Raw genomic sequence first — 22,617 nt, forward strand, 5'->3', positions numbered from 1 at the left:
TGCCTGCCGACGCGTGAGTTACCCGCCATCCTGACAGCGCCCTGGCCCACCGGGCACCCACGCCCCACCGCCGACACAGGCACCCCGCCGACCCGCGATGTATCGAACCGAGACATCAGGTGGGGCACAATGGACGCTGATAGTCACGTCCGCGCCGTCGGCGCCCCGGAGAAGGATCATCCACATGCGCAAGTCCCTGACGATGGCGAGTGTCGCCGTGCTCGCCACCTCGCTCGCCGCGTGCAGTTCCACGGGTGGGCGCAAGGCGGTCGAGGAGGCGTCGAACAACGCCGGTCACGCGAACACTCCGACGATGACGGTCGCTCTCGTCACGCACTCGGGCCCGGGTGACACGTTCTGGGACATCGTGCGCAAGGGCGCCGAGGATGCGGCGGCGAAGGACAACGTCAAGCTCGAGTACACCTCCGACCCGGACGGTTCGAAGCAGTCGAACCTCGTGCAGCAGGCCGTCGACAAGAAGGTCGACGGCATCGCCCTGACGCTCGCGAAGCCGGATGCCATGAAGGGCTCCGTGGAGGCGGCGAAGAAGGCGGGCATCCCCGTCGTCGCGCTCAACGGCGGCCTGGACGACTGGAAGAAGATGGGCGTCGAGAGCTACTTCGGCCAGGACGAGAAGATCGCCGGCGAGGCGGCAGGCGACAAGCTCAAGAGCGGCGGCGCCAAGAAGGTGCTGTGCGTCATCCACGAGCAGGGCAACGTCGGCCACATGGATCGCTGTGCGGGCGTCAAGAGCAAGTTCGACGCGACGGAGAACATCTACGTCAACGGCACGGACATGCCGAGCGTGCAGAGTGCGATCACGAGCAAGCTGCAGCAGGACAAGACGATCGATGCCGTCCTCGGCCTCGGCGGCCCGTACGCGATGGCGGCGACGAAGTCGGTCAAGGACGCGAGCTCGGACGCCAAGGTCTACACGTTCGACACGAGCAACGAGGTGCTCGGCGCGATCAAGGCGGGCACGATCCAGTGGGCGGTCGACCAGCAGCCGTACCTGCAGGGATACCTCGCGGTCGACTCGCTGTGGCTGCGCAAGAACAACGGCAACATCGTCGGCGGTGGCGAACCCGTGCTCACCGGGCCCGCGTTCATCGACAAGTCGAACGTCGCCGACGTCGAGAAGTACGCCAAGTCCGGCCGCCGCTGAGCCCTGCCCGGCCCCGGCTCTTCGTTCCCAGCACATCGCGCGTGCACCTCTGGTTCGGCGGTGGCACAGCTGGCACTCACCTGAGTGTGATGCGCTGAGCGTTGGGCCTGGGGAGGGTCCGTCGATGGTGCCTCGAACCGCGAGGTGCCCTACGGGAAGGGCGGGGAGATGATCGAGCCGGACAGCATGACGTTCGCGGTCATGATCTGGATTCTGGGCTTGCTCATCACGCTGTTCGTGGCGCTGCGGGGCCATGCGTTCGGCACGAAGTCGCTCAAGCACATTGCGATGCGGCTTGGTGGCATGCTGACGAGCACGTTCGTCCTCGTGCTCGCCGCCGTCGTGACGCTCAACGCGAAGTACGGGTGGTACTCGTCCTGGCAGGACGTGCAGGCCGCCGTCACCGGGACGCCGCCCACGATCGAGCAGCATACGCACGGCCAGGCCCGCACGCAGGAGCAGAAGAGCGAGGCGGCGCAGCAGGCGCAGGAGAGCGACGCCGCCGCCGACTCGAAGTACGCCGCCCAGCGCGCTCGCTACGAGGCCGGCCTTCACCTCAAGCCGTCCGCGACGGGGCAGTGGATCAACATCAACGTGCCCGGTATTCGTATGCAGGGCAACGACATCGGCCGTGTCATGGTGTGGTTGCCGCCGTCGTATACGAGCGACACGAAGCGGACGTACCCCGTCATCGAGGCCTTCCACGGCATCCCGGGCGGCACCCTCGACTACCAGCGCGTGTTCCACCTCGACGCCTCGCTGCGTGACGCGGTGAGCCGCGGCGCGATGCGCGACGCCATCATCATCGTGCCGCAGGAGATGCCGGGTGGCATCGACACCGAGTGCGTCGACGGCGGCGGCCTCAACATGGAGACGTGGTTGACGTCGATGGTGCCCGACTACATCACGAAGAACTTCCGCGCCCAGGCCAGCCGTGAGGCGTGGACGACGATCGGCGTCTCGGCCGGAGGCTGGTGCTCGTCGATGGCGACGATCCTGCATCCCGACCGGTACGCGGGAGGCGCGAGCCTCGGTGGGTACTACTCGCCGCAGTTCGACACGTGGAACCCGTTCAAGGGCAAGGTTCCCGAGCGCTACGACCTCATCGCGCAGGTCAAGAAGAACCCGCACCCGCAGTCGCTGTGGGTGCTCGTCTCGGGCGCGGACAAGCTGTCCGGCGCCTCCAGCGAGTCGTTCATCAAGGCGGCGACGGCGTACGACGTCACCCAGGTCGATCTGCCTCACGCAGGCCACCGCGTCGGCGTGTGGCAGAGCACGTTCCCCGACGTCTTCACGTGGATGGGCAAGACGTTCCCCATGTTCGCAGCCTCGGCGGGTTCGACGTCACAGCAGTCGGCGTCGCCGTCGCCGTCCAGTTCGCCGTCAGCGCCCTCGTCGCAGATGCAACCGTCGGCAAGTCCACTGACGGGCCGTCACCGTGCGCTCACCCATCCCGTCACGGGTTCGACGAACGGCCTCGTCGGCTTGACGCCGCGAACGCGCGGGTAACAGCGCGCCTCTGCCACGATGCTGGCATGGGCACACAACACATCGCATCCGACCTCGTCGCGAACGTCCACTCCATCGCGGTGAGCGTCGGCCAGCGCGTCGAGGCCGGTGATGAACTCGTCCTGCTCGAGTCGATGAAGATGGAGATCCCCGTCGTCCCCGAGGAGCCGGGCACCGTCGTCGAGATCCGGGTCCAGCCCGGTGACGTCGTGCAGGAGGGCGACGTCCTCGTCGTCCTTCAGTGAGCGAGCGCCGCGCGGCGCGGTCGGGAAATGTATCGGTTCGATACACCTGTCCTCTACCATGAAGGACGGTGAAGGTACCCCTTCGCCTGCCCGCACACTCGAAAGGGAGCCTCGCGTGTCGACTCCTGCCACGTCGAGCGAGCCGAGTTCGTCACCGGCGACGCCCGCGCCCGCCAGCTCAGCGGACGACCGCGTCCGCAACCGCAACGTCCTCGCGCGCTACCTGTCACGCCCCGAGATCGGTGCCCTGTTCGGGGTTCTCGCGATCGCCGTGTTCTTCCTCCTCGTCGCCGAGCCGTTCCGTCACATGGCGAACACCGGCACGATCCTGTACCAGTCCGCGACGATCGGCATCATGGCCGTGCCCGTCGCGCTGCTCATGGTGGCGGGCGAGTTCGACCTGTCGGCCGGTGTCGCGGTGACGACGGCGGGGCTGTCGGCGTCGCTTCTCGCCTGGTACTTCAACTTCCACGTGTGGGCCGCAGTGGGCTTGAGCCTGCTCATCGCGCTCGCCATCGGTGCGCTCAACGGGTTCATGCTCAACCGCAGCGGTTTGCCGAGCTTCCTCATCACGCTCGCGACGTTCTTCGTCCTGCAGGGCGTCAACCTCGGCGTGACGCGCTCCGTCACGGGTGGCGTCGCGAGCAACGACATCTCCGACATGGCCGGTTTCGACTCCGCGCACGCATTCTTCGCGGCCTCGATGAAGATCGGGCCGGTCAACCTCAAGATCCCGGTGCTGTTCTGGATCGTCCTGACGATCATCGCCGCCTTCGTGCTGCTGCGCACCAAGGTCGGCAACTGGATCTTCGCCATCGGCGACGACGAGAAAGCGGCCCGCGCCGTCGGTGTGCCCGTGTGGAAGGTGCGCGTCGGGCTCTACATGTTCGTCGGGTTCTGCGCCTGGCTGTCGGGCATGCACCTGCTGTTCGCGTTCAACCAGGTGCAGTCCGGTGAGGGCATCGGCAACGAGTTCATCTACATCATCGCGGCTGTCGTCGGTGGCTGTCTGCTGACGGGCGGCTACGGCTCCGCGGTCGGTGCGAGCTTCGGTGCGCTCATGTTCGGCATGACGCAGCTCGGCATCAACTACGCCGGCTGGAACCCCGACTGGTTCAAGACGTTCCTCGGCGTCATGCTGCTCGCCGCCGTGCTCCTCAACACCTACGTCAAGCGAAAGGCGGACGCCCGATGATCCGCATCAAGACCGGTGACGACGGCCGCCGCCGCCCGGGCGCAACGGGAAGGCCGGGCACGGGTGACACTGCTGGCGCGACGCAGTCGGTGATGCCGGATGACGCTGCCCCCCGACGCGAGGCGGCCGAAGAGACCCGAACAGCGTCGGCTGAGCGCACCGCGTCCCCCGCGGTTGATGTTTCACGTGAAACGGCCTCCTCGGGCACGGACAGCGCGGGCGAGACGAGGGGCGCCACCGGCGTGAACTCCCACGATGACACCGCCATCGTCCAGCTCGTCGACGTCGGCAAGGCCTACGGCAACGTCGACGCCCTGCGTGGCGTCGACCTCACCGTCCGACCCGGCGAGGTGACGTGCGTGCTCGGTGACAACGGTGCCGGCAAGTCGACGCTCATCAAGATCATGTCGGGCCTGCACGACTACACGAGCGGCGAGATGGTCGTCGACGGCGAGGTGCGCCACTTCTCGTCACCGCGCCAGTCGCTCTCGTCCGGTATCGCGACGGTGTACCAGGATCTCGCGCTCGCGCCGCTGCAGTCGGTGTGGCGCAACTTCTTCCTCGGCAACGAGTTGACGAAGGGCCCGTTCGGAGCGCTCGACATCAAGCGCATGAAGGCCGTCTGCGACGAGGAACTGACGAAGATGGGCATCGCGGTGCCCGACCTCGACCGTCCCGTCGGTGGCCTCTCGGGCGGGCAGAAGCAGTGTCTCGCCATCGCCCGAGCCATCTACTTCGGCGCCAAGGTCATCATCCTCGACGAGCCGACGGCCGCGCTCGGCGTCAAGCAATCCGGCGTCGTTCTGAAATACATCATGGCGGCGCGTGACGCCGGCCTCGGCGTCGTGCTCATCACGCACAACCCGCACCACGCCTACCTGGTCGGCGACCACTTCGTCGTCCTGAAGCTCGGCCGCGTGACGCTCGATGCGTCGAAGCGCGAGATCGGCCTCGACGAGCTGACGGCGCAGATGGCCGGCGTGAGCGAACTCGAGGCGCTCGAGCACGAACTGCGCCACGACGACGCGCCGAAGGTGGCCGCGTCACCGATCGACGTCGACTGATTCCTTCGGAGCCGAGACCGCGCGCTGCGGGATCGCAGCTCTCACGAGACGAGTTGAGGGCCGAAACTCTGCATTGCAGGGTTTCGGCCCTCAGCCGTGGAAGGTGCGCGTGGGCCGGCGACGCGGCCTCTAGGCGAGCGCGGCGGACGTCAGCCCAACAGGTGCGTGTGCGTGATGGCGAACGAGCGCTCGTCGTAGCCATACGCCGACGCGACGGCCCCGAGCACACCGGACAGCGGGTCGTGCTCGTGGCGGATGACGACGAACTCGTCGACGCGCGTCAGTGTCAGGCGCGGCCAGACGCCGAGGCTCGTGCCCCCATCGATCGGGACGATGACCTGCGTCGAACCATTGCTCACCCGCATCTCCGACGGCGGCAGCGGCATGGTGCCCTGGGTCCCCGTGGCGATGAGCACGCGGTTCATCGGCTGCGTCATGTCGATCGTCAGCGTGTTGCCGCGTGGGGTGACGCTCGAGCCGTCCTGCAGCGCGAGCAGGTCGAGACCACGCCGACGCACGAGCCATTCGACCGTCAGGTAGCCGACGCCCGAGGCAAGCCGGTCGAGCGCGGCGACGCGGTGCAGCTTCACCGTGCGCCCACCGACGACGCTGACGCCCAGCGGCGGCGGAGACGGGCGTCGACGTGCCGGCACGACCTCGACCCGCCCGCTCGGAGCGGGCGCTTCGCCGCCTTGCCCCACCGCGACGCCCTGCTCGCCCGTGGACGGGGCCATGTCCGTCACCGACGGGCTCGTCTGCCGCGCGAGAACGCGCAGCCAGGCACCATCGGGGTTGCCGAGCTGCGAATCCGGCACACCGCGCTCGGACGGCGCATCCTCCGGTGCGTCCGCAGGCAGCGGCGCCGGCGTCGGGGGCTGCACCCGGTCTGGCTGATCCTGCGCGTAGCCATCGGTGCCTACGGGAAGTGAGAAGGCGTCCCCCGACGATGGAGTGGGCGACGAATCCCCCTGCCCGGAGCCGTAACCGGGCGATGGCTGCAGCGTCACAGCCGGCTCCCGGCCTGCTGCATCGCGGCGTCGAGGCCGGCGTCGTAGCCGCGGCCGGTGAACTCGACACGCCACCCGGCATCCCCTCGCACGACCTCCGCGACGACGAGCGCCGACACAGGCCCCGCCGCTGACGCGAGGTTGCCCGAGCGCGTGATCTCGCGACCCGTGGCGTCGTCACGCACGCTGACGTCGAGGCTGCTCACCTCGTCGAGGGTGCGCTTCGGGGCGTTGGCGCGCGGCTGAACGAACGCGAGGACGACGATGCGCTCGACGTCCGCGGGGGCTGCCGCGAGGTCGACCTCGACGACGCCGTCGGAGATACCGAGGCGCGTCGTCTCGTCGGGGGTGGCCGGCTGGTTGGAGTGCACGACGTGCTCGCGGCTCTCGACGCGGTCGCGCACGAGCGGCATCGCGGCGATGCCGAGGCGGTCGCCCAGCGCGGTCTGCGCGCCGGTGTTCCAGCGCACGTCGAGCGAGACGATGCGGACGCCGTCGAGTGAGGCGCCGGTGCCGGGCGCGCGGGATTCGTCAGCCATGGCCGAACTTCTCCTCCAAGAACGCGCCCTGGATCTCCAGGGCGTCGCGGGCGTTGTCGATCGAACGGCGCGCCGCGGACGAGGCGACGTGCTCGATCGTCGTGAGCTGCTGGATCAGCATGTCCTGCGCCCCGGCGACGCCGCGCGCCGCGAGGTAGGCGTTGATCGTGTCGGGCACGTGGGCGCTCGCGGTGCGCTCCAGCGTCACGAGGGTCTGCACGTCGAGCAGGCGCGCCGACGGGTCGGCGACGACGTCCTCGAGGTGGTCTCCGATGAGACGGCACAGCACCATCGCTCGCCCGGGCACCTGCGCGCCGAGGGAACGCAGCCACCGCACGTACGGGTGCAGCGCCGCCTCGACGGCTTCGACGGTGCCCGGAGTCGGCCCGCTGGGCTGCTGCTGGCGCGCGTCGTCGCGCGAGAACCACCCCACGTCAGATCCTTCCTGCGAAGCGGTGCGTCACGAGGCTCAGGCGGGCCCGCCGGGCAGCTGGCCGCGCATGTTCTCGTTGCTCTCGAGCTGCTGCTTGCGGGCGCGCTCCATGTACGGCTCTGCACGCTTGATCTGCGTCTGCAGGGACGTGATGGTCGCGGCCATCGAGTCCGTCGCGGCGCTGCGGTAGGAGTCGATCGCGTCCATCGTCGCGAAGACGTTGGTGAACGCGTTCTCGAGCTTCTGCACCTCGACGAGCGACTCGGTCGACTTCGCGTTGATCTCGGCGCCCTGCTGACGCAGCTGCTGCGACGTCGACTCGATCATGTTCGACGTGGTCGAGCGCAGGGCGTTGATCTGGTCGAGCACGAGCTTCTGACGCGCCAGCGCCTCGGAGACGATGACGGCCGTGTAGAGCGCGGCGACCGTCGTCGACTTGGCACGGTCGACGGCCGTGATGAGCTGGTCGTTGTTCTGCAGGACGAGCCCGAGCGACATGTAGCCCTGCGTGGCGACGGCGATCTCCGTCGCGAGGTCCTGACGGCGCTGGCGGACGGTGAAGAGCACCTGCGACTTCATCGCGTCGGCCTTCTCCGTCTCACCGCGGGCGCCGAGCTCGGCGACGCGCTGCTCGATGGCGGCGTCGAGCTGCGTCATCTTCTCGTCGAGGTCGCGCAGGCGGATGAGCGACTCCCACAGGCGCGTCTGCTCGAGCTGGATGCCGGCGTTGTCCTTGCGCAGGTCGTCCTGGCCCGATTCGAGCGCGGCGATGATGGCGTTGAGGTGGGTCTGGCTCGACTGGTACTTCATGAAGTAGCGGTCGACCTTGTCGCCGCCCGGCATCCACTTGAGCAGCTTCTTCGCACCCTTGAGGTCGGCGCGGTGCGGGTCGAGGTCGGTGACCGTCTGACGCAGCTCGGCGAGGGTGTTGCCGACCTTGTTCTGGGCGCTGTCCTTGCCGGCGAGGGAGGGGCGCTGCAGGATCGAGTTGCTCACCTGCGCAGCCTTCATGGACTCCTCGCGGCCCATGTTGGTGATCTCCTTGAGCCGCGCGCGGAACGCCGGGTCGTTGGGGTCGATCTCCTCGAACCTCGCGACGGTCTGCGTCGCCTCCGTGACGGCGAGCTGCTTGTGCTGCTCGTCGATCGGCACCATCGCCGCAGCCTTCTCGGGCTCGACCACGTCGACCGGTTTCGGCGGGGCGAGCATGGGCTGGGGTTCAGGGTTCGTCATCGTGCTCCTCCTTGGTCACGCGGCCAAGACATCTCGGTTGCGTCGAGCCTAGTCCACGCCGGTGACAACGCGCTGAGGCCCGGGGAACGTTCCCCGTCCGGCTCTGCGGCGCCAAGTTTCACGTGAAACACGGTGGTGCTCCGTCGTGCCGCGGACGTTCCCCGTCGCTGCGCGGCTAGGCTGAGCGATGACCCCGCAGCCCGTGCCGATGTCGCCGGGCGCGTCCCCTTCGGAAACGGATCCTCATGCTCCTCAAGACGTTCGGATGGTCCGCCGCCATCACGATCGCCGGCCTGGTCGGCGGCTTCCTGATCGGTGGGCCCTCCGGCCTCGCCATCGTCGCCATCCTCATCGTGCTCGAGGTCTCCCTGAGCTTCGACAATGCCGTCGTCAACGCGACCATCCTCAAACGGATGAACGCCTTCTGGCAGAAAATCTTCCTGACGGTCGGCATCCTCATCGCCGTCTTCGGCATGCGCCTGGTCTTCCCCCTGCTCATCGTGTGCCTGACGGGTCACGTCGGGCCGATGGAGGCCATCGACCTGGCCATCAAGGGCGGCGACCAGGAGACCCCCGGCACATACGCGCACATGCTCCACGATGCGCACCCGAGCATCGCCGCGTTCGGCGGCATGTTCCTGCTGATGCTGTTCCTCGACTTCGTCTTCGAGAAGCGCGACCTGCAGTGGCTGCGCCCCATCGAGCGTCCCCTCGCCAAGATCGGCAAGCTCGATCAGCTCTCCGTCGTCGTCGCGCTGCTCGTGCTCGCCGTCGTGTCGCAGACGCTCGCGAAGGAGCCCGGCACCGTCCTGTTCTCCGGCATCCTCGGCCTCATGACGTACCTGCTCGTCGGCGGTCTCGGTGACCTGTTCGAGAGCCAGGGCGAGGATGACGACGACGCTGCGGCAGGCGATGACGACGCTGAGCGCAGCGTCGCCACTAAGGCCGGCGACACTGCGGCGCAGGCACCCGCGTCGAAGGGTGTCGGCACCACGGCGGGCAAGGCGGCGTTCTTCCTGTTCATGTACCTCGAGGTGCTCGACGCGTCGTTCTCGTTCGACGGTGTCATCGGCGCGTTCGCCATCAGCCAGGACATCTTCATCATCGCGCTCGGCCTCGGCGTCGGGGCGATGTGGATCCGGTCGCTGACGGTGTACCTCGTGCGTCAGGGCACGCTCGACGATTACGCCTACCTCGAGCACGGCGCGATGTGGGCCATCGGAGCGCTGGCCGCGATCCTGCTCATCAGCATCAAGCACGAGGTGCCGGAGGTCGTCACCGGGCTCATCGGTGTCGGCTTCATCGGCACTGCTTACCTCAGCTCTCTGGTGCGCAACAAGCGCATCGAGGCGGCCGGCGGTCAGGTCGAGCACCTGGGCGGCTGAGCCCTCACGAACAGCGCGCGGCCACTCGTCCTGATGGGGACGGGTGGCCGTCAGCGTCCCGCACGCACGAACGTCGCCGCATCGTGGCCGTACGCAGCGGCCACGGGCCCGAGGTCGCCGGAGCTGGGGTCGTGCTCGTCGAGCAGGACGACGAACTCGTCGACCCCGACGAGGCTGAGGCGGGGCCAGACGCCGTAACTCGTGCCTGCGGGCAGTCGGCACTCGACGCGCGTCGAACCGTTCGCCACGATGATGCTCGACGCGGGCAGCTCGACGCCGCGCGCGGTGCCCGTGCAGATGAGGATGCGGTCGAGGCCGGGGAGCAGGTCGATGACGAACTCGTCGCCGCGCGGGTCGACGGTGGAGCCGTCGACGAGTGCGAGAAGATCGCGGCCCTCGCCGGTGTGCGACCACGAGATCGTCAGGGCACCGTAACCGGAGGCGAGACGGTCGAGGGTGATCGCGCCGTCGAGCTGCGTCGTCGTCCCGCCTGTCATCTCGAGGCCGCGAGGTGCGTCGTGGCACACGCGCGCGGGCGGGAACGACGCCGGCGTGCGGGAGGCGCTGGCAGGCCCGGGCGGGGTGCCGGCCGACGTGGAACGGTGGCCCGCCGCCGGCGGGCTGACGGCAGGGGCGCCCGTCGTGGCCGGTGTTGACGGCGTGCTCACCGGCGTCGCGGACGGCGCCTCGAGAGGGTTGGGTCGCGCGGTGTGGACCCACAGCCAAGGACGCGGGCCACTCGTCGTCGGCGAGGACGCGCTCGGCGAGGCGGCGGGCTGCGCCTGCCCCGCCGCGGACGCCGGGCCCGGGGTCGATGGGCCCGGGGTCGATGGTGGCGCGGAGATCCCGGGCGGCGCGAGCGTCGGGCTGTCCGGCCTGCCCGGGCCGCCCGCCGAGGGCGGACGCAGGAAGCCGTCACTCATGCCGGCAGGCCGAACTGCGCGAGGCCCGCGTCGAGTCCTCCGTCGAAGCCCTGGCCGTTGACCTTGACCTTCCACTCACTGCCGCGGCGGTACACCTCGACGGCGATGAGCGCGGTGACGTTGCCGGCGCTCTTGGCGAGGTCGACGGAGCGGGTGATGGGCGTGCCCTTCTCCGCGTCGGTGACGACGGCGCGCAGCGAGCGCAGCTGCGACAGGGAGCGGCGCGCGGCGCCGGGGCGCGGGTGGATGAAGACGATGACGGCGACGCGCCCGACGTCGGCGGGGACGGCGTCGAGGTCGATCTCGACGACGCCGTTCGAGGCGCCGAGGCGGGTCGACTGTTCGGGTGAGGTGGGTTGGTTGCCGAACACGACGTGGCTGCGTCCGGGCAGTTTCTCGTCGACGAGGGGGAGCGCGGCGACGCCGAGACGTTCGTCGAGGACGTTCTCGCGTCCGGCGTCCCATTCGAGGCTGATGCGCAGCAGGCGCAGGCCGGGGACCTCGCGCAGTGAGACGTTGGCGCCGGGGACGAGATCAGACATGGAACGAACCGTACTTGTCCTCGAGGAAGCTGCCCTGGATGAGGAACGCGTCGCGCGCCGCTTCGATGGAGCGCGCGGCGGCCTTGGACGCGGCGACCTCGAGCGTCGCGAGCTGTTCGACGAGGAGTTCGTCGGCGTCGGGCATGGTGCGGGCTGCGAGGTAGGCGTTGATCGTGTCGGGCAGGTGGGTCGTCGCCATGCGTTCGAGGGTGATGCGGGAGCCGACGTCGAGCAGGTGAGCCGACGGGTCCGCGACGACGTCGTCGAGGTGCTGGGCGATGGTGCGCGCGAGGACGTAGGCGCGGTTGGGGATCCGGCCGGATTCGCGGCGCAGGAACTGCAGCAGCGTGACGTTGCCGGCGGCGATCGCCTCCACCGAGCCGGGCTCGGGGGCGGATGGGGCCGCTGGGGCTGCTGAAGACGCTGCGCGCTCGCCCAGCCGATCGAACAAGCCCATCGTCACTGCCTCCCTGGCTTCGTCGGTGCGTTCGAGTGTTCGCACAGAGCGTACTGCTGCAACCTTCGCAGCGTCTCGTGCGTTGGTAGTGTCACGAGCAAGGGCCGAGACCTGCGTCACGCTGGTCACGGCCACCGGAGCATCAGGTGATCAAGGAGCAGTCATGGCTGTCAGCCTCGCCAAGGGCGGAAACGTCTCACTCACCAAGGAGGCCGGGCCCGCCGGTCTCACCGACGTCGTCGTGGGTCTCGGATGGGACGCGCGGACGACGACGGGCACGGAATTCGACCTCGACGGTTCGGCGATCGTCGTCGACGCGTCGGGCAAGGTCATCGACGACGGTTTCTTCGTCTTCTACGGCAACCTCGCGAGCCCGGACGGCACCGTCCAGCACACCGGTGACAACCTCACCGGTGAGGGCGAGGGTGACGACGAGCAGATCAAGATCGGCCTGTCGGGCCTGCCGCCGCAGGCTGACCGGGTCGTCGTCGCGGTGTCGATCTACGATGCGGAGACGCGCCAGCAGACCTTCGGGCAGGTGCGCAACGCGTTCATGCGTGTGATGAACGCGGCTGGCGGCTCGGAGCTCGCGCGCTACGACCTGACGGAGGACGCCTCGACCGAGACGGCGATGATCTTCGGCGAGGTCTACCGCAACAACGACGAGTGGAAGTTCCGCGCCGTCGGCCAGGGCTACTCGAACGGCCTTGGGGGCATCGCGCGCGACTTCGGCGTCAACGTCGGCTGACGCGTCGCGTCCGGCTCGATCTCGACGCACGATCCGTACGACTCACATCGAACGAGGAGAAATCTCATGGGTGTTTCGCTCTCCAAGGGTGGCAATGTCTCCCTGACGAAGATGGCCCCGTCCCTGCAGGCCATCACGGTCGGCCTCGGCTGGGACGTGCGCACCACGACCGGCGCCGACTTCGACCTCGACGCCTCGGCGCTGCTGCTCGGTGCTGACGGCCGCGTCATCGACGACCAGCACTTCGTCTTCTTCAACAACCTCCGCAGCCCTGACGGCGCCGTCGAGCACACCGGTGACAACCTCACCGGTGAGGGTGAGGGCGACGACGAGTCGATCAACGTCGACCTGTCGACGCTCTCGCAGAACGTCGAGCGCGTCGTCGTCGCGGTGTCGATCTACGAGGCGCCGCAGCGCGGGCAGAGCTTCGGGCAGGTGGCGAACGCGTTCATCCGCGTCGTCAACCGTGCTGACGGCGCCGAGCTCGCGCGCTATGACCTGACGGAAGATGCCTCGACCGAGACGGCGATGATCTTCGGCGAGGTCTACCGCAACAACGGCGAGTGGAAGTTCCGCGCCGTCGGCCAGGGCTACGCCGACGGTCTCGCGGGCATCGCGCGCGACTTCGGCGTCAACGTCGGCTGAGCAGTTCCTGCGACGTGTGAGGGGTGAGGGCCTTCGGGCCCTCACCCCTCACACGTGTGTGGTCACAGCCCGAGCATCTGCACGGCCGGCTTGACGAGCTTCTTGACGGTGCGGCCGTTGGCGAACTGGCCGATGGCGCGCATGTCCCACGTGCCCTGCGGAGTGCGGCTCAGCGCTGCGATGACGACACCCGTCGCGCGATCCGACTCGCTGAGCGAGAACCGCACGAGTTCGGCACCCGACTGCGCATCGACGAGGCGGGCGTAGGCGTTGCGCACATCTGTGAACTTCTGCCCCGAGTAGCTGTTGATCGTGAACGCCAGGTGCATGACGGTGGGCGGAATCGCCGTCAGGTCGAGCGTGATGACCTCGTCGTCACCGTCACCCTTGCCGGTGAGGTTGTCACCGAGATGCACGATCGCGCCGCCGAACTCCTTCTTGTGCATGAACCAGACGATCTCCAGCTCACGCCCGTTCGCGTCGAAGGCGATGACGGACGCATCGAGGTCGATGTTGCGTCCGCGCTTCGCCGGATCCCACCCGAGACCCATGAACACGCGACTCATCGGCGGCGCGCCCGTCTTCGTCAGGCTGACGCGATCACCCTTGCGCAGGCTCACATGGCCCTTGTCGAGGTTGACGACCGACGGCGCGGCCTGAGTGGCCGGCGCGGCCAGGGGCATCTGAGGCGGCGCCATCTGGGGAGGCGCCATCTGGGGAGGCGGTGCCATCTGCGGCGAGGGCAGCTGCTGGGGAGCCTGCTGGTGGTGTGGAGGCTGCAGGGGTTCGTACTGCGGGGCCTGCGGCTGGTGGGGTGGCTGCAGCGGCGCCTGCTGTGGAAGCGGGGCCCGAAGCGGAGCTTGGGGCTGGTGGGGCGGCTGCAGGGGGGCCTGCTGCGGTGCCGACGGCTGCTGTGGAGGCTGTAGCGGCGCGGGCGTCGGGGACACCGGCGCCGCGTACGGCCGGCTCGTGTCGCTGCCTGGCTGCTCGCCCGGCGAGGGCTCGGCAGGCCGGAGTGCCGCCGGTGCCGGGGCAGGAGCCGACGCAGGGGCGGCAGCCGGCGCCGTTGACGACGAGGGCTGTTCGGGGGCGTCGTCGACGCTGATGCCGAAGTCGGTGGCGAGGCCGGCGAGGCCGGAATCCCAGCCCTGGCCGACGGCGCGGAACTTCCAGGCGCCGGCGCGTCGGTACAGTTCGCCGGCGACGAGGGCGGTCTCGCTCGTCGCGCCCATGTCGCCGAACTGGGCGACGACCTGGCCGCTCGTCGCATCGTCGACGCGCACGGTGAGGCCGGGCACCTGCGAGAACGGGCCGCCGTCAGCGCTGAGGACGACGACGATGCGTTCGACGACGTCCTCGACGCCCGTGAGATGGGCTTCGACAGACGCGGATCCGGGCGAGGAGGGGCCGAGACGCACGGCGCCCGACGCGTGCTGCGGGGCGTTGTAGAACACGAAGTCCGAGTCGTCACGGACCTTGCCGGTGGCGGTGACGAGCAGGGTGGACAGGTCGACGGTCGGCGCCTGGGGTGCCGCCGTCCAGGTGACGACGATGTTGACGGCATCGCTGGGGACGGCGACGTTGGCGCCCTTGGTGAGCTGGGTCATGTCTCGATCCTCACATGCCGTGGCGTCCCGTTGGCGGATGACGGGCGTCGACGGGGCAGACTTGGGCGCAGGCACACCGACATCAGGGAGGGCATGCGGTGCAGCACTATTCCCATCTCGACGAATCGACCCGCGAGGCCATCTTCGCGAGCCCGCCTCGTTCTTTCTCGGCGCGTGATGACGCGCAGCACGTCGGTTCGGGTCTCGGGGCGAGCCTCTACATGCCCGGTACGCGCCCGCAGCTCGCCGATGACGTCGTCACGCATTACGCGCGTGGTCTCGTCAGCACCGTGTGGTGCCTCGAGGATTCGATCTCCGAGAGCGAGGTGCCGGCAGCGCAGGCCAACATCGTCACGCACCTCGCGGCGCTCGCGGCGCGGTTTCCGACGCCTGACGACGTCGCCGCGGCGCTGCCGCTGATCTTCGTCCGGGTGCGCACGCCGCAGCAGTTGCGCGACCTCGCCACCCTCGTGAACGAGGGGCCAGGCGGCGAATCAACCTGGAGTTCAGCGGTGTTGGCGGGTTTCGTCATGCCGAAGTTCACAGGCGCGAACGCGCCGGCCTACTTCGACGCTCTCGCGGAGGCGAGCGCGCTCGCGGGGTATCGCCTGCTCGCGATGCCCGTCGTCGAGACGCCCGGCCTGCTTCATCGGGAGACGCGCGGCGGCCTGCTGTCGGCTGTCTCGACGCTGCTCGCACCCCATCGCGACGTCGTCGCCTGCGTGCGCATCGGTGGTACCGACCTGGGCGCCGCGCTCGGGCTGCGTCGCCCGCGCGAGCTGACGATCTACAACATCGGGCCCGTCGCGGACGTGGTGTACGACATCGTCAACGTGTTCGGCCGCACCGACGGCACCGGCTTTCCGATCTCCGGGCCCGTCTGGGAGTACTTCGCCAACTCGCGCCGCCTGTTCAAACCGCAGCTGCGCGAGACCCCGTTCCGTGCGCTCGAGCACGACGACATCCGTGAGGAGTTGCTCGAGGAGAACCTCGACGGCCTCGTACGCGAACTCGCACTGGATCGGGCGAACGGGCTCACGGGCAAGACGATCATCCACCCCCAGCACGTCGGCATCGTGCACGCGCTGAGCGTCGTCTCCAGCGAGGAGCACGCCGACGCCGTCGACATCCTCGCCAAGCATGCGAGCGGTGGTGGGGTGCAGGCCTCCAGCGCCGGCAACAAGATGAACGAAGCCGGCCCGCATCGGGGGTGGGCGGAGCGCACGATGACGCGCGCCGAACTGTTCGGTGTCGCGCGGCCCGGTCTGGGCATGGTCGACTTCCTCCTCGCGCACGTCGAGGCCCTCTCGGGTCGTGGCGCGGGCAACCCAGCCGGTGAGCAGGCATGACGAAGGAGCAAACCATGACGACGACGTGGCCGGGCGAGTGGGTCGCCGAACGCCTCGGTGCCGACCTGCGCACGACGCAGGCGCTGCCGGGGCTCGATCTGCACGACCTCGTCGGGCTCGCGGTGCGACGCAACCCTCGTCGCGCACACTTGCTCGTCTCGAACGTCCTCGGCAAGCACGTGCCCGTCGACCCGCAGATCGTGCGCGGCAGTGGCCGGGCGCTCGGCGAGCTGGTGCGTCGGGTTCTCGACGCAGGAGCGGCGGTTGGTAGCAGTGACGCGGGAAGCGACGACTCGGGTGCGCAGGGCCATGACGTCGTCGATGGTGCTCTCGCACGCGTAGGACAGGCGCTGCACGAGGCTCTCCGGGCTCCTGACGACGCGCGGGTGGTCGATGAATTCACTTGCGCCGTCGACTCGTTCGTCGATCTGCAGCACTCACCTGCATGCGTCGTCATGGGGTTCGCCGAGACGGCGACGGCGCTCGGCCAGTGCGTCGCGGATGTGCTGCGGGCGCCGGCGATCCACTCGACGCGACGCCCCGTCGCCGGGTTCACGCCCGTCGGCGCCTTCGAGGAGGAGCACTCGCACGCCACCAGCCACCTCGTCCTGCCTTCGGACGACGGCTTCTTCGCGCGGCGTTCTGCTGGGCGCGTCGTGCCGCTCGTCCTCGTCGACGACGAACTGTCGACGGGCCGCACGGTGCTCAACACCATCGCCGCGCTGCACGAGAGCCTGCCGCGCGAGCGCTACGTCATCGCGACGCTCGTCGACATGCGCAACGCGAAGGATCGCGCGGCGATGGCCACCCGCGCCGCTGAGCTCGGCGTGCAGATCGACGTCGTCTCGCTCGCGGCCGGTCACCTCGACCTGCCGAGCGACGTGCTCGAGCGCGGGCAGCGGCTCGTCGAGCAGGTGGAGTCGCGCGCGAGCGTCCTGAGAGATGCCGGCCCGGAGCAGGGGCCCGAATCGAAGGCTGCGTGGGCATCGGGGCGCGCCAATGTCTCGACGGCCGCACCGAATGCTGCCCGGGGAACCATCACCGAGGTCGACGTGCCGTGGCCGCCCCGCACCCCGTTGACGGGGCGTCATGGGGTGACGCCTGCGCAGCTCGCCCCCCTGACCGCGACGCTTCCGGAGGCGGCGACCGTCGTCGCACAGGCTCTGCCCTACGGCGACGGTGAGGTGCTCGTCCTCGGCACCGAAGAGCTGATGGACGCGCCGCTGCGTCTGGCATGCGCGCTGCGCGAACGCGGTGTCGCCACGCGGTTCTCGACGACCACCCGCTCGCCCGTACTCGCCGTGGACGACCCCGGTTATGCCATCCGCAACGCGCTGACGTTCCCGGCCTTCGATGACCCGGCCGACGGTGACGGCCCGCGTTTCACGTACAACGTTTCACGTGAAACACCGTGGCGGACGATCGTCCTGTGCGTCGACCCGCCGAGCCTGACGCCGCAGCTGCACGCCCCGGATGGCGTCATCGAGGCGCTCGCGGCCAGTACGGACTGCGTCGTCGTCGCGCGGCTGCCCGAGCCGGCGACGGCCCCGGCGCGCGAACTCGTCGGCCCGACGTTTGGTTCGTACGCGCCCGAGGAGGTGACGTGGCTGCTCGAAGATCTGTCCGGCGTCACGCTCGAGGCGCCGACCGAGGAGCGCGAGGAAGCCATCCAGTCCGGCGGCGCGCATTATGCCGAGAGCCTGCCCGTCGAGTACCAACCGGACGCGGCCTACGGAAAGCTGTTCCGTGATGCGCTGGAGATGTCGAAGGCCCGGGTGGCTGCTGCGGTCGCCGCCGTCGCCGAGCTCGCGCTCGCAGAGCGCGGCGATGACCTCGTCCTCGTCTCCCTCGCCCGGGCCGGCACTCCCGTGGGGGTGCTCATGAAGCGTTGGGCTCGTCAGGCGCGCGGGCTCGACGTGCCGCACTATGCCGTCTCGATCGTGCGCGGGCGCGGCATCGACACGGTGGCGCTCGATCACATCGTGGCGCGGCACGACGCGTCTTCGGTGCTGTTCGTCGACGGCTGGACGGGCAAGGGCGCGATCAGCCGCGAACTCGTCGCGGCGCTCGAAGAGTACGAGCAAGCCACGGGGGTGCAGTTGGATCCGACGCTCGCCGTGCTCGCCGACACCGGGTCGTGCACGACGATGTGGGGCACGCGTGATGACTTCCTCATCCCCTCCGCCTGCCTCAACTCGACCGTCTCCGGTCTCGTGTCACGCACCGTGCTCAACGACGCTCTGATCGGGCCCGGCCAGTTCCATGGGGCCAAGTTCTACGCCGAACTCGCGCCGCACGACGTGTCGGGACTCTTCGTCGACGCCGTCACGGGAGCATTCCCGCCGGCCGCGGACGCCGACGACATCCGCGCCGAGGCGCAGGCGCGATGCGCGGCGGAGCCACCTCGGTGGACGGGGTGGGCCACCGTCGAGAAGCTCGCCGAGGAGTTCGGCATCGGCAGCGTCAACCTCGTCAAACCGGGCGTCGGCGAGACGACCCGCGTGTTGCTGCGCCGGGTGCCCTGGAAGATCCTGGTCGCGCCCGGCGTTGGCGGGGATCTGCGCCACATCGAGGCGCTCGCCGCGGCGCGTGGCGTGCCGGTCGAGGAGTATCCCGGCCTCGACTACAGCTGCGTCGGCCTCATCCACCCGCGCTTCACCCGCGGGGCGACCGGCGATGACGGCACCTCGGCCACACGCGACCCGAAGGAGCGAGCATGACGACGCATCCCGTTTCGATGCCGATGACGGACGAGCTGCGCGCCCTCGTCGCGGCCTACGCGGACGCCGCGCCGCCCCGGCCCTCAGGCGGGGACGCCATCGTCGCGTGCGACCTCGACCGGACGCTCGTCTACTCCGCGAAGGCGCTCGCACTCGCCGGCGCTGACGCCGACGCACCCGTCCTGCTCGTGGCGGAGGTGTACGACAAGCTGCCGTTGTCGTATCTGACGGTCGACGCCGTCGCGCTCGTGCAGGAGATGCATCGCGTGGCGACGTTCGTGCCGTCGACGACGCGGACGCGTGCGCAGTACGAGCGCATCCGGCTGCCGATCGACCCGCAGTACGCCGTCACGACGAACGGTGGGTTCCTGCTCGTCGACGGCGTCAGCGACGAGGACTACCACCGTGCCGTCCTCGACGAGCTCGACGGCTCGTGCGCGCCTCTCGCCGAGATCCGCGAGCACCTCGAGGCGATCGCCGATCCGGGGTGGCTGCGCAAGCTGCGCGACGCCGAGGGCATGTTCGCCTACCTCGTCGTGGAGCGCGCCGAGTTGCCGGCGTCGGTGGTGCGCGACCTGACGGGGTGGGCGGGTGAGCGCGGCTGGGAGGTGTCGCTGCAGGGCCGCAAGCTGTACGTCGTGCCGCGGCCGCTGCGCAAGTCGCGAGGCCTGGCGGAGGTGCGGCGTCGCACGGGTTCGACGTTCACGGCCGCGGCGGGCGATTCGCTGCTCGACACGGACCTGTTGACGTCCGTCGACGCCCCCGTCCGTCCACGCCACGGGGAGCTCGACGATCTCGACTGGACGTGCCCGGGCCTGCAGGTGACGACGGCGTCCGGCGTCCTCGGTGGCCGCGAGGTGTGTGCGCGGCTGCTCGCGGCGGTGCGGTGACGCGCGCTCGTTTCGCAGGGCCGACCCGGCCAGTCTCGTCGCCGGTCTCGTGCCTGGCGCGGAAACTGCTCGATCGGCAACGGCGTCCGATGCCTGTTGCGCTGACATGATCGACGCATGCTGCTGCCCGTGACCGGTGTCATGCTCTTCCTCCTCGGTGCGTTGACGCTCGGTGCGCGCGAGGTCGTCGCCGCAGGCCATCGTCAGGGCGTCACCTACCGCGCGCCGGCGCTCGCACGCCTCGACATCGTGTGGCTGGCAGCATCGACGCTCGCCGTCGTGCTCATGGGTGCGGCGATGCAGGTGTGGTGGGGTACGCGGCCCGGCCTCGTGCTGACGCTCGCACTTGTCGCGCCCACCCTCGTCAGGCTCGCCGTCATCGATCTCGACGTCCATCGCCTGCCCAACGCGCTGACGCTGCGCGCGGCGGGCGTCGTCGCGGGTGGTCTCGTGCTGGCGGGTCTTGTCGACGCACACCGCTCCGGCACGACGGTCTTCGACGCTGACGCCGCCCACCGCGCCATCGCTGGTGCCGTCGCGCTGGGCGTGTGCTACCTCGCTCTCGCGTTGCTCGGCGGCGGCTCCGGCATGGGGCTCGGCGACGTGAAACTTGCCCCGACGCTCGGCGCGCTGCTCGCCTGGGCAGGGTGGGACGTGTGGCTCACCGGCGCGTTCGCGGCGTTCCTGCTCGGCGGTGCATGGGGCGTCGTGCTGCTCGCGCGCGGTAGGGGACGGCAGGCGCGCATGCCGTTCGGCCCGTTCATGATCGCCGGCGCCCTCGTCGCCCTCGCGCTGGCCTGACGCGCGCCCTCACGGGCGGCAAAGGGTCGCGCGGAAGGCTCACGCCAGGGCGTCCTTGCGGCCCGGGGACCTACTCCGGTCAGCCGGCGTGGCGCGCAGATCCTCCGGCGTGGCGCTGTGCCGACGGGTGGCGCTGGCCTCTCGCCATCCCCACCCGTTCGGAAGAAGTTTGCCGCGTTTCGATATCTCGACTCGATACATCTGTTAGGAATGTCTCTGAGCGTTCACCCGCTCGTCATTTCCGTGTGGCGCGTCCGTTTGAAAAACTGAGCATTCGTGTCGCGCGGTGCGACGCAGACTGTTTCGAGGCGAAGGAGAGTGGCATGTCACGTCGTGGCACGGTGCTCGAGTTCGCCGTCCTCGGTCTGCTGCATGAGGCGCCCTTGCACGGGTACGAGTTGCGCAAGCGGCTCACCGGTGTGCTCGGTGCGTTTCGTGTCGTGAGCTACGGGTCGCTGTATCCGTGTCTCGCGAAGCTGTCCCGCAAGGGCCTCATCTCCGAGAGCGCGTCGTTCGCTCCCGGCGGTCGGCGCCCGCGCATCACGTACGAGATCACCGACGAGGGTCGGGATCATTTCGCGGATCAGTTGTCGCGCTCCGGCCCGGCATCGTGGGACGACGAGAACTTCGACGTGCACTTCGCCTTCTTCTCGCGCGCGAGCGCAGAGGTGCGCCTGCGCATCCTCGAGGGGCGACGTCTGCGGTTGCAGGAGCGTCTCGAGCGCTCCCGCGAACAGGCGATGGACAGCCGCAGCACACGCGATTCGTACATTGCGGAGCTGTTCCGTCATGACATCGAGTCGACGGAGCGTGAGGTGCGTTGGGTGAACGAACTCATCGAGATCGAGCGGAAGGCTGTTGCCGATCCGCGCCCCCTCGCCTCCGAGACCTGACGATTCGGGCGGCGCTCGCGTCGTTCGTCAGGATCGAAGGCTCGTCCACAACGGAGTGAGTTCCATGGGAAATATTCGCGTCGCCATCGTCGGCGTCGGCAACTGCGCGAGTTCGCTCGTGCAGGGTGTCGAGTACTACAAGAACGCGTCCGCTGACGCACACGTGCCGGGTCTCATGCACGTCACGTTCGGCGACTACCACGTCGGTGACGTCGAGTTCGTCGCGGCGTTCGACGTCGACGCGAAGAAGGTCGGGTTCGACCTGTCGGAGGCGATCAACAACTCCGAGAACAACACGATCAAGATCGCGGACGTGCCGCCGACGGGCGTCATCGTGCAGCGCGGGCACACCCTCGATGGTGTCGGCAAGTACTACGCCATGACAATCGACGAGTCGGACGCGGAGCCCGTCGACGTCGTGCAGGCGCTCAAGGACGCGCGGGTCGACGTCCTCGTCAGCTACCTGCCCGTCGGTTCGGAGAGCGCCGACAAGTTCTACGCTCAGTGCGCGATCGACGCGGGTGTCGCGTTCGTCAACGCGCTGCCCGTCTTCATCGCGTCCGACCCGGAGTGGGCGAAGAAGTTCGAGGACGCGGGCGTGCCGATCATCGGTGACGACATCAAGAGCCAGGTCGGTGCGACGATCACGCACCGCGTCATGGCGAAGCTGTTCGAGGACCGCGGTGTCGCGCTGGATCGCACGTACCAGCTCAACGTCGGCGGCAACATGGACTTCAAGAACATGCTCGAGCGTGAGCGCCTCGAGTCGAAGAAGGTGTCGAAGACGCAGGCCGTGACGTCGAACCTCTCCGGTTCGCTCGCCGGCAAGATCGACGACAAGAACGTGCACATCGGCCCGTCCGACTATGTCGCGTGGCTCGACGACCGCAAGTGGGCGTATGTGCGCCTCGAGGGCCGGGCGTTCGGTGACGTGCCGCTCAACCTGGAGTACAAGCTCGAGGTGTGGGACTCGCCGAACTCGGCCGGCATCATCATCGACGCCATCCGCGCCGCGAAGATCGCCAAGGACCGTGGTGTCGGCGGCCCGCTGCTGTCGGCGTCGAGCTACCTCATGAAGAGCCCGCCCGAGCAGCGCGAGGACACCGTCGGCCGCGAGATGTTGGAGGCCTTCATCCGCGGTGATGAAGAGCGCTGACGATCAAGCGAGCGGAGGTAGGACCGCAGCGAAGCGAGGATCCTGCCGAAGTGAGCGTTGAGGAAGCGTTCAAAAGAGGAAGAGCGCTGACGATCAAGCGAGCGGAGGTAG

Annotated in this window: 22 protein-coding genes; 14 read left to right on the forward strand and 8 right to left on the reverse strand. The window is 69.0% G+C overall.

All coding sequences use genetic code 11. The annotated features are described in order from the left end of the window. Positions 1–184 precede the first annotated feature (184 nt). The 5 genes from ABH936_RS02625 (at position 185) to ABH936_RS02645 (ending at position 5,178) form a co-directional block, all read left to right on the forward strand. Complete coding sequence (locus ABH936_RS02625; RefSeq protein WP_200874223.1) at positions 185–1,165, forward strand: sugar ABC transporter substrate-binding protein; 981 nt, start codon at positions 185–187, stop codon at positions 1,163–1,165. Positions 1,166–1,366: 201 nt separating this feature from the next. Further along, a complete protein-coding gene (locus tag ABH936_RS02630; RefSeq protein WP_404602540.1) occupies positions 1,367–2,674 on the forward strand; it encodes an alpha/beta hydrolase in 1,308 nt (435 codons plus the stop codon). Between the two features lie 26 nt (positions 2,675–2,700). Continuing rightward, complete coding sequence (locus ABH936_RS02635) at positions 2,701–2,919, forward strand: biotin/lipoyl-binding carrier protein (RefSeq protein WP_006944789.1); 219 nt, start codon at positions 2,701–2,703, stop codon at positions 2,917–2,919. A gap of 115 nt (positions 2,920–3,034) precedes the next feature. Continuing rightward, the gene (locus tag ABH936_RS02640; protein ID WP_006944611.1) at positions 3,035–4,114 is read left to right on the forward strand and encodes an ABC transporter permease; all 1,080 of its coding nucleotides are present in this window, start codon (positions 3,035–3,037) and stop codon (positions 4,112–4,114) included. A gap of 242 nt (positions 4,115–4,356) precedes the next feature. Then, positions 4,357–5,178: an ATP-binding cassette domain-containing protein gene (locus ABH936_RS02645; protein ID WP_074040002.1), complete on the forward strand. Its 822-nt coding sequence runs from the start codon at positions 4,357–4,359 to the stop codon at positions 5,176–5,178. Positions 5,179–5,327: 149 nt separating this feature from the next. Here ABH936_RS02645 and ABH936_RS02650 read toward each other — a convergent pair whose 3' ends face one another. The 4 genes from ABH936_RS02650 to ABH936_RS02665 form a co-directional block, all read right to left on the reverse strand. Beyond that, positions 5,328–6,059: a hypothetical protein gene (locus tag ABH936_RS02650; RefSeq protein WP_074040001.1), complete on the reverse strand. Its 732-nt coding sequence runs from the start codon at positions 6,057–6,059 to the stop codon at positions 5,328–5,330. A gap of 122 nt (positions 6,060–6,181) precedes the next feature. Next, positions 6,182–6,724, reverse strand: coding sequence for a TerD family protein (locus tag ABH936_RS02655; RefSeq protein WP_074039998.1), 543 nt, complete (start codon positions 6,722–6,724; stop codon positions 6,182–6,184). Then, positions 6,717–7,157, reverse strand: a complete 441-nt coding sequence (locus ABH936_RS02660; RefSeq protein ID WP_006944815.1) for a hypothetical protein — start codon at positions 7,155–7,157, stop codon at positions 6,717–6,719. Before ABH936_RS02660 ends, ABH936_RS02655 begins: the two co-directional genes overlap by 8 nt. Before the next feature lie 36 nt (positions 7,158–7,193). Beyond that, positions 7,194–8,390: a toxic anion resistance protein gene (locus ABH936_RS02665; RefSeq protein WP_006944600.1), complete on the reverse strand. Its 1,197-nt coding sequence runs from the start codon at positions 8,388–8,390 to the stop codon at positions 7,194–7,196. A 245-nt stretch (positions 8,391–8,635) separates the two neighbouring features. Here ABH936_RS02665 and ABH936_RS02670 point away from each other — a divergent pair, with 245 nt between their 5' ends. After that, positions 8,636–9,775, forward strand: coding sequence for a DUF475 domain-containing protein (locus ABH936_RS02670; RefSeq protein ID WP_062256915.1), 1,140 nt, complete (start codon positions 8,636–8,638; stop codon positions 9,773–9,775). Positions 9,776–9,825: 50 nt separating this feature from the next. On the opposite strand, the gene ABH936_RS02675 is transcribed toward ABH936_RS02670, so the two are convergent. The 3 genes from ABH936_RS02675 to ABH936_RS02685 are packed head-to-tail and all read right to left on the reverse strand — an operon-like array spanning position 9,826 to position 11,697. Then, positions 9,826–10,698, reverse strand: coding sequence for a hypothetical protein (locus ABH936_RS02675; RefSeq protein ID WP_404602545.1), 873 nt, complete (start codon positions 10,696–10,698; stop codon positions 9,826–9,828). Continuing rightward, complete coding sequence (locus tag ABH936_RS02680) at positions 10,695–11,240, reverse strand: TerD family protein (RefSeq protein ID WP_006944616.1); 546 nt, start codon at positions 11,238–11,240, stop codon at positions 10,695–10,697. The genes ABH936_RS02675 and ABH936_RS02680 overlap by 4 nt, the downstream gene beginning before the upstream one ends. Beyond that, a complete protein-coding gene (locus tag ABH936_RS02685; protein WP_235181972.1) occupies positions 11,233–11,697 on the reverse strand; it encodes a hypothetical protein in 465 nt (154 codons plus the stop codon). The genes ABH936_RS02680 and ABH936_RS02685 overlap by 8 nt, the downstream gene beginning before the upstream one ends. 163 nt (positions 11,698–11,860) lie before the next feature. Here ABH936_RS02685 and ABH936_RS02690 point away from each other — a divergent pair, with 163 nt between their 5' ends. Both ABH936_RS02690 and ABH936_RS02695 read left to right on the forward strand, forming a co-directional pair. Then, complete coding sequence (locus ABH936_RS02690) at positions 11,861–12,445, forward strand: TerD family protein (RefSeq protein WP_038566207.1); 585 nt, start codon at positions 11,861–11,863, stop codon at positions 12,443–12,445. 66 nt (positions 12,446–12,511) lie between these two features. Continuing rightward, positions 12,512–13,090, forward strand: a complete 579-nt coding sequence (locus ABH936_RS02695) for a TerD family protein (RefSeq protein ID WP_038566204.1) — start codon at positions 12,512–12,514, stop codon at positions 13,088–13,090. Positions 13,091–13,152: 62 nt separating this feature from the next. On the opposite strand, the gene ABH936_RS02700 is transcribed toward ABH936_RS02695, so the two are convergent. Beyond that, positions 13,153–14,697: a TerD family protein gene (locus tag ABH936_RS02700; RefSeq protein ID WP_038566201.1), complete on the reverse strand. Its 1,545-nt coding sequence runs from the start codon at positions 14,695–14,697 to the stop codon at positions 13,153–13,155. Between the two features lie 98 nt (positions 14,698–14,795). Here ABH936_RS02700 and ABH936_RS02705 point away from each other — a divergent pair, with 98 nt between their 5' ends. From ABH936_RS02705 to ABH936_RS02730, 6 genes are all read left to right on the forward strand, one after another. Continuing rightward, entirely contained in the window at positions 14,796–16,046 is a 1,251-nt protein-coding gene (locus tag ABH936_RS02705; protein ID WP_038566198.1) for an HpcH/HpaI aldolase/citrate lyase family protein, read from the forward strand. 14 nt (positions 16,047–16,060) lie between these two features. Next, positions 16,061–18,766: a phosphoribosyltransferase gene (locus ABH936_RS02710; protein WP_038566195.1), complete on the forward strand. Its 2,706-nt coding sequence runs from the start codon at positions 16,061–16,063 to the stop codon at positions 18,764–18,766. Then, entirely contained in the window at positions 18,763–19,656 is an 894-nt protein-coding gene (locus ABH936_RS02715; RefSeq protein ID WP_197418856.1) for an HAD family hydrolase, read from the forward strand. Before ABH936_RS02710 ends, ABH936_RS02715 begins: the two co-directional genes overlap by 4 nt. A 117-nt stretch (positions 19,657–19,773) precedes the next feature. Beyond that, entirely contained in the window at positions 19,774–20,457 is a 684-nt protein-coding gene (locus tag ABH936_RS02720) for a prepilin peptidase (protein ID WP_051805414.1), read from the forward strand. A 323-nt stretch (positions 20,458–20,780) separates the two neighbouring features. Continuing rightward, complete coding sequence (locus ABH936_RS02725) at positions 20,781–21,350, forward strand: PadR family transcriptional regulator (RefSeq protein WP_038566193.1); 570 nt, start codon at positions 20,781–20,783, stop codon at positions 21,348–21,350. 64 nt (positions 21,351–21,414) lie between these two features. Next, the gene (locus ABH936_RS02730) at positions 21,415–22,506 is read left to right on the forward strand and encodes an inositol-3-phosphate synthase (RefSeq protein ID WP_038566190.1); all 1,092 of its coding nucleotides are present in this window, start codon (positions 21,415–21,417) and stop codon (positions 22,504–22,506) included. Positions 22,507–22,617 lie beyond the last annotated feature (111 nt).

Origin of the sequence: Dermacoccus sp. GAS27A, from assembly GCF_044909235.1 — a bacterium.
Classification (GTDB): Bacteria; Actinomycetota; Actinomycetes; order Actinomycetales; family Dermatophilaceae; genus Dermacoccus; species Dermacoccus nishinomiyaensis.

Bases quoted from the DNA above. Each gene is read 5' to 3' on its own strand.
- ABH936_RS02625 (WP_200874223.1), top strand. From the start codon at position 185: ATGCGCAAGTCCCTGACGATGGCGAGTGTCGCCGTGCTCGCCACCTCG.
- ABH936_RS02630 (WP_404602540.1), top strand. From the start codon at position 1,367: ATGATCTGGATTCTGGGCTTGCTCATCACGCTGTTCGTGGCGCTGCGG.
- ABH936_RS02635 (WP_006944789.1), top strand. From the start codon at position 2,701: ATGGGCACACAACACATCGCATCCGACCTCGTCGCGAACGTCCACTCC.
- ABH936_RS02655 (WP_074039998.1), bottom strand. From the start codon at position 6,724: ATGGCTGACGAATCCCGCGCGCCCGGCACCGGCGCCTCACTCGACGGC.
- ABH936_RS02665 (WP_006944600.1), bottom strand. From the start codon at position 8,390: ATGACGAACCCTGAACCCCAGCCCATGCTCGCCCCGCCGAAACCGGTC.
- ABH936_RS02670 (WP_062256915.1), top strand. From the start codon at position 8,636: ATGCTCCTCAAGACGTTCGGATGGTCCGCCGCCATCACGATCGCCGGC.
- ABH936_RS02675 (WP_404602545.1), bottom strand. From the start codon at position 10,698: ATGAGTGACGGCTTCCTGCGTCCGCCCTCGGCGGGCGGCCCGGGCAGG.
- ABH936_RS02680 (WP_006944616.1), bottom strand. From the start codon at position 11,240: ATGTCTGATCTCGTCCCCGGCGCCAACGTCTCACTGCGCGAGGTCCCC.
- ABH936_RS02685 (WP_235181972.1), bottom strand. From the start codon at position 11,697: ATGGGCTTGTTCGATCGGCTGGGCGAGCGCGCAGCGTCTTCAGCAGCC.
- ABH936_RS02690 (WP_038566207.1), top strand. From the start codon at position 11,861: ATGGCTGTCAGCCTCGCCAAGGGCGGAAACGTCTCACTCACCAAGGAG.
- ABH936_RS02695 (WP_038566204.1), top strand. From the start codon at position 12,512: ATGGGTGTTTCGCTCTCCAAGGGTGGCAATGTCTCCCTGACGAAGATG.
- ABH936_RS02700 (WP_038566201.1), bottom strand. From the start codon at position 14,697: ATGACCCAGCTCACCAAGGGCGCCAACGTCGCCGTCCCCAGCGATGCC.
- ABH936_RS02710 (WP_038566195.1), top strand. From the start codon at position 16,061: ATGACGACGACGTGGCCGGGCGAGTGGGTCGCCGAACGCCTCGGTGCC.
- ABH936_RS02715 (WP_197418856.1), top strand. From the start codon at position 18,763: ATGACGACGCATCCCGTTTCGATGCCGATGACGGACGAGCTGCGCGCC.
- ABH936_RS02720 (WP_051805414.1), top strand. From the start codon at position 19,774: ATGCTGCTGCCCGTGACCGGTGTCATGCTCTTCCTCCTCGGTGCGTTG.
- ABH936_RS02725 (WP_038566193.1), top strand. From the start codon at position 20,781: ATGTCACGTCGTGGCACGGTGCTCGAGTTCGCCGTCCTCGGTCTGCTG.
- ABH936_RS02730 (WP_038566190.1), top strand. From the start codon at position 21,415: ATGGGAAATATTCGCGTCGCCATCGTCGGCGTCGGCAACTGCGCGAGT.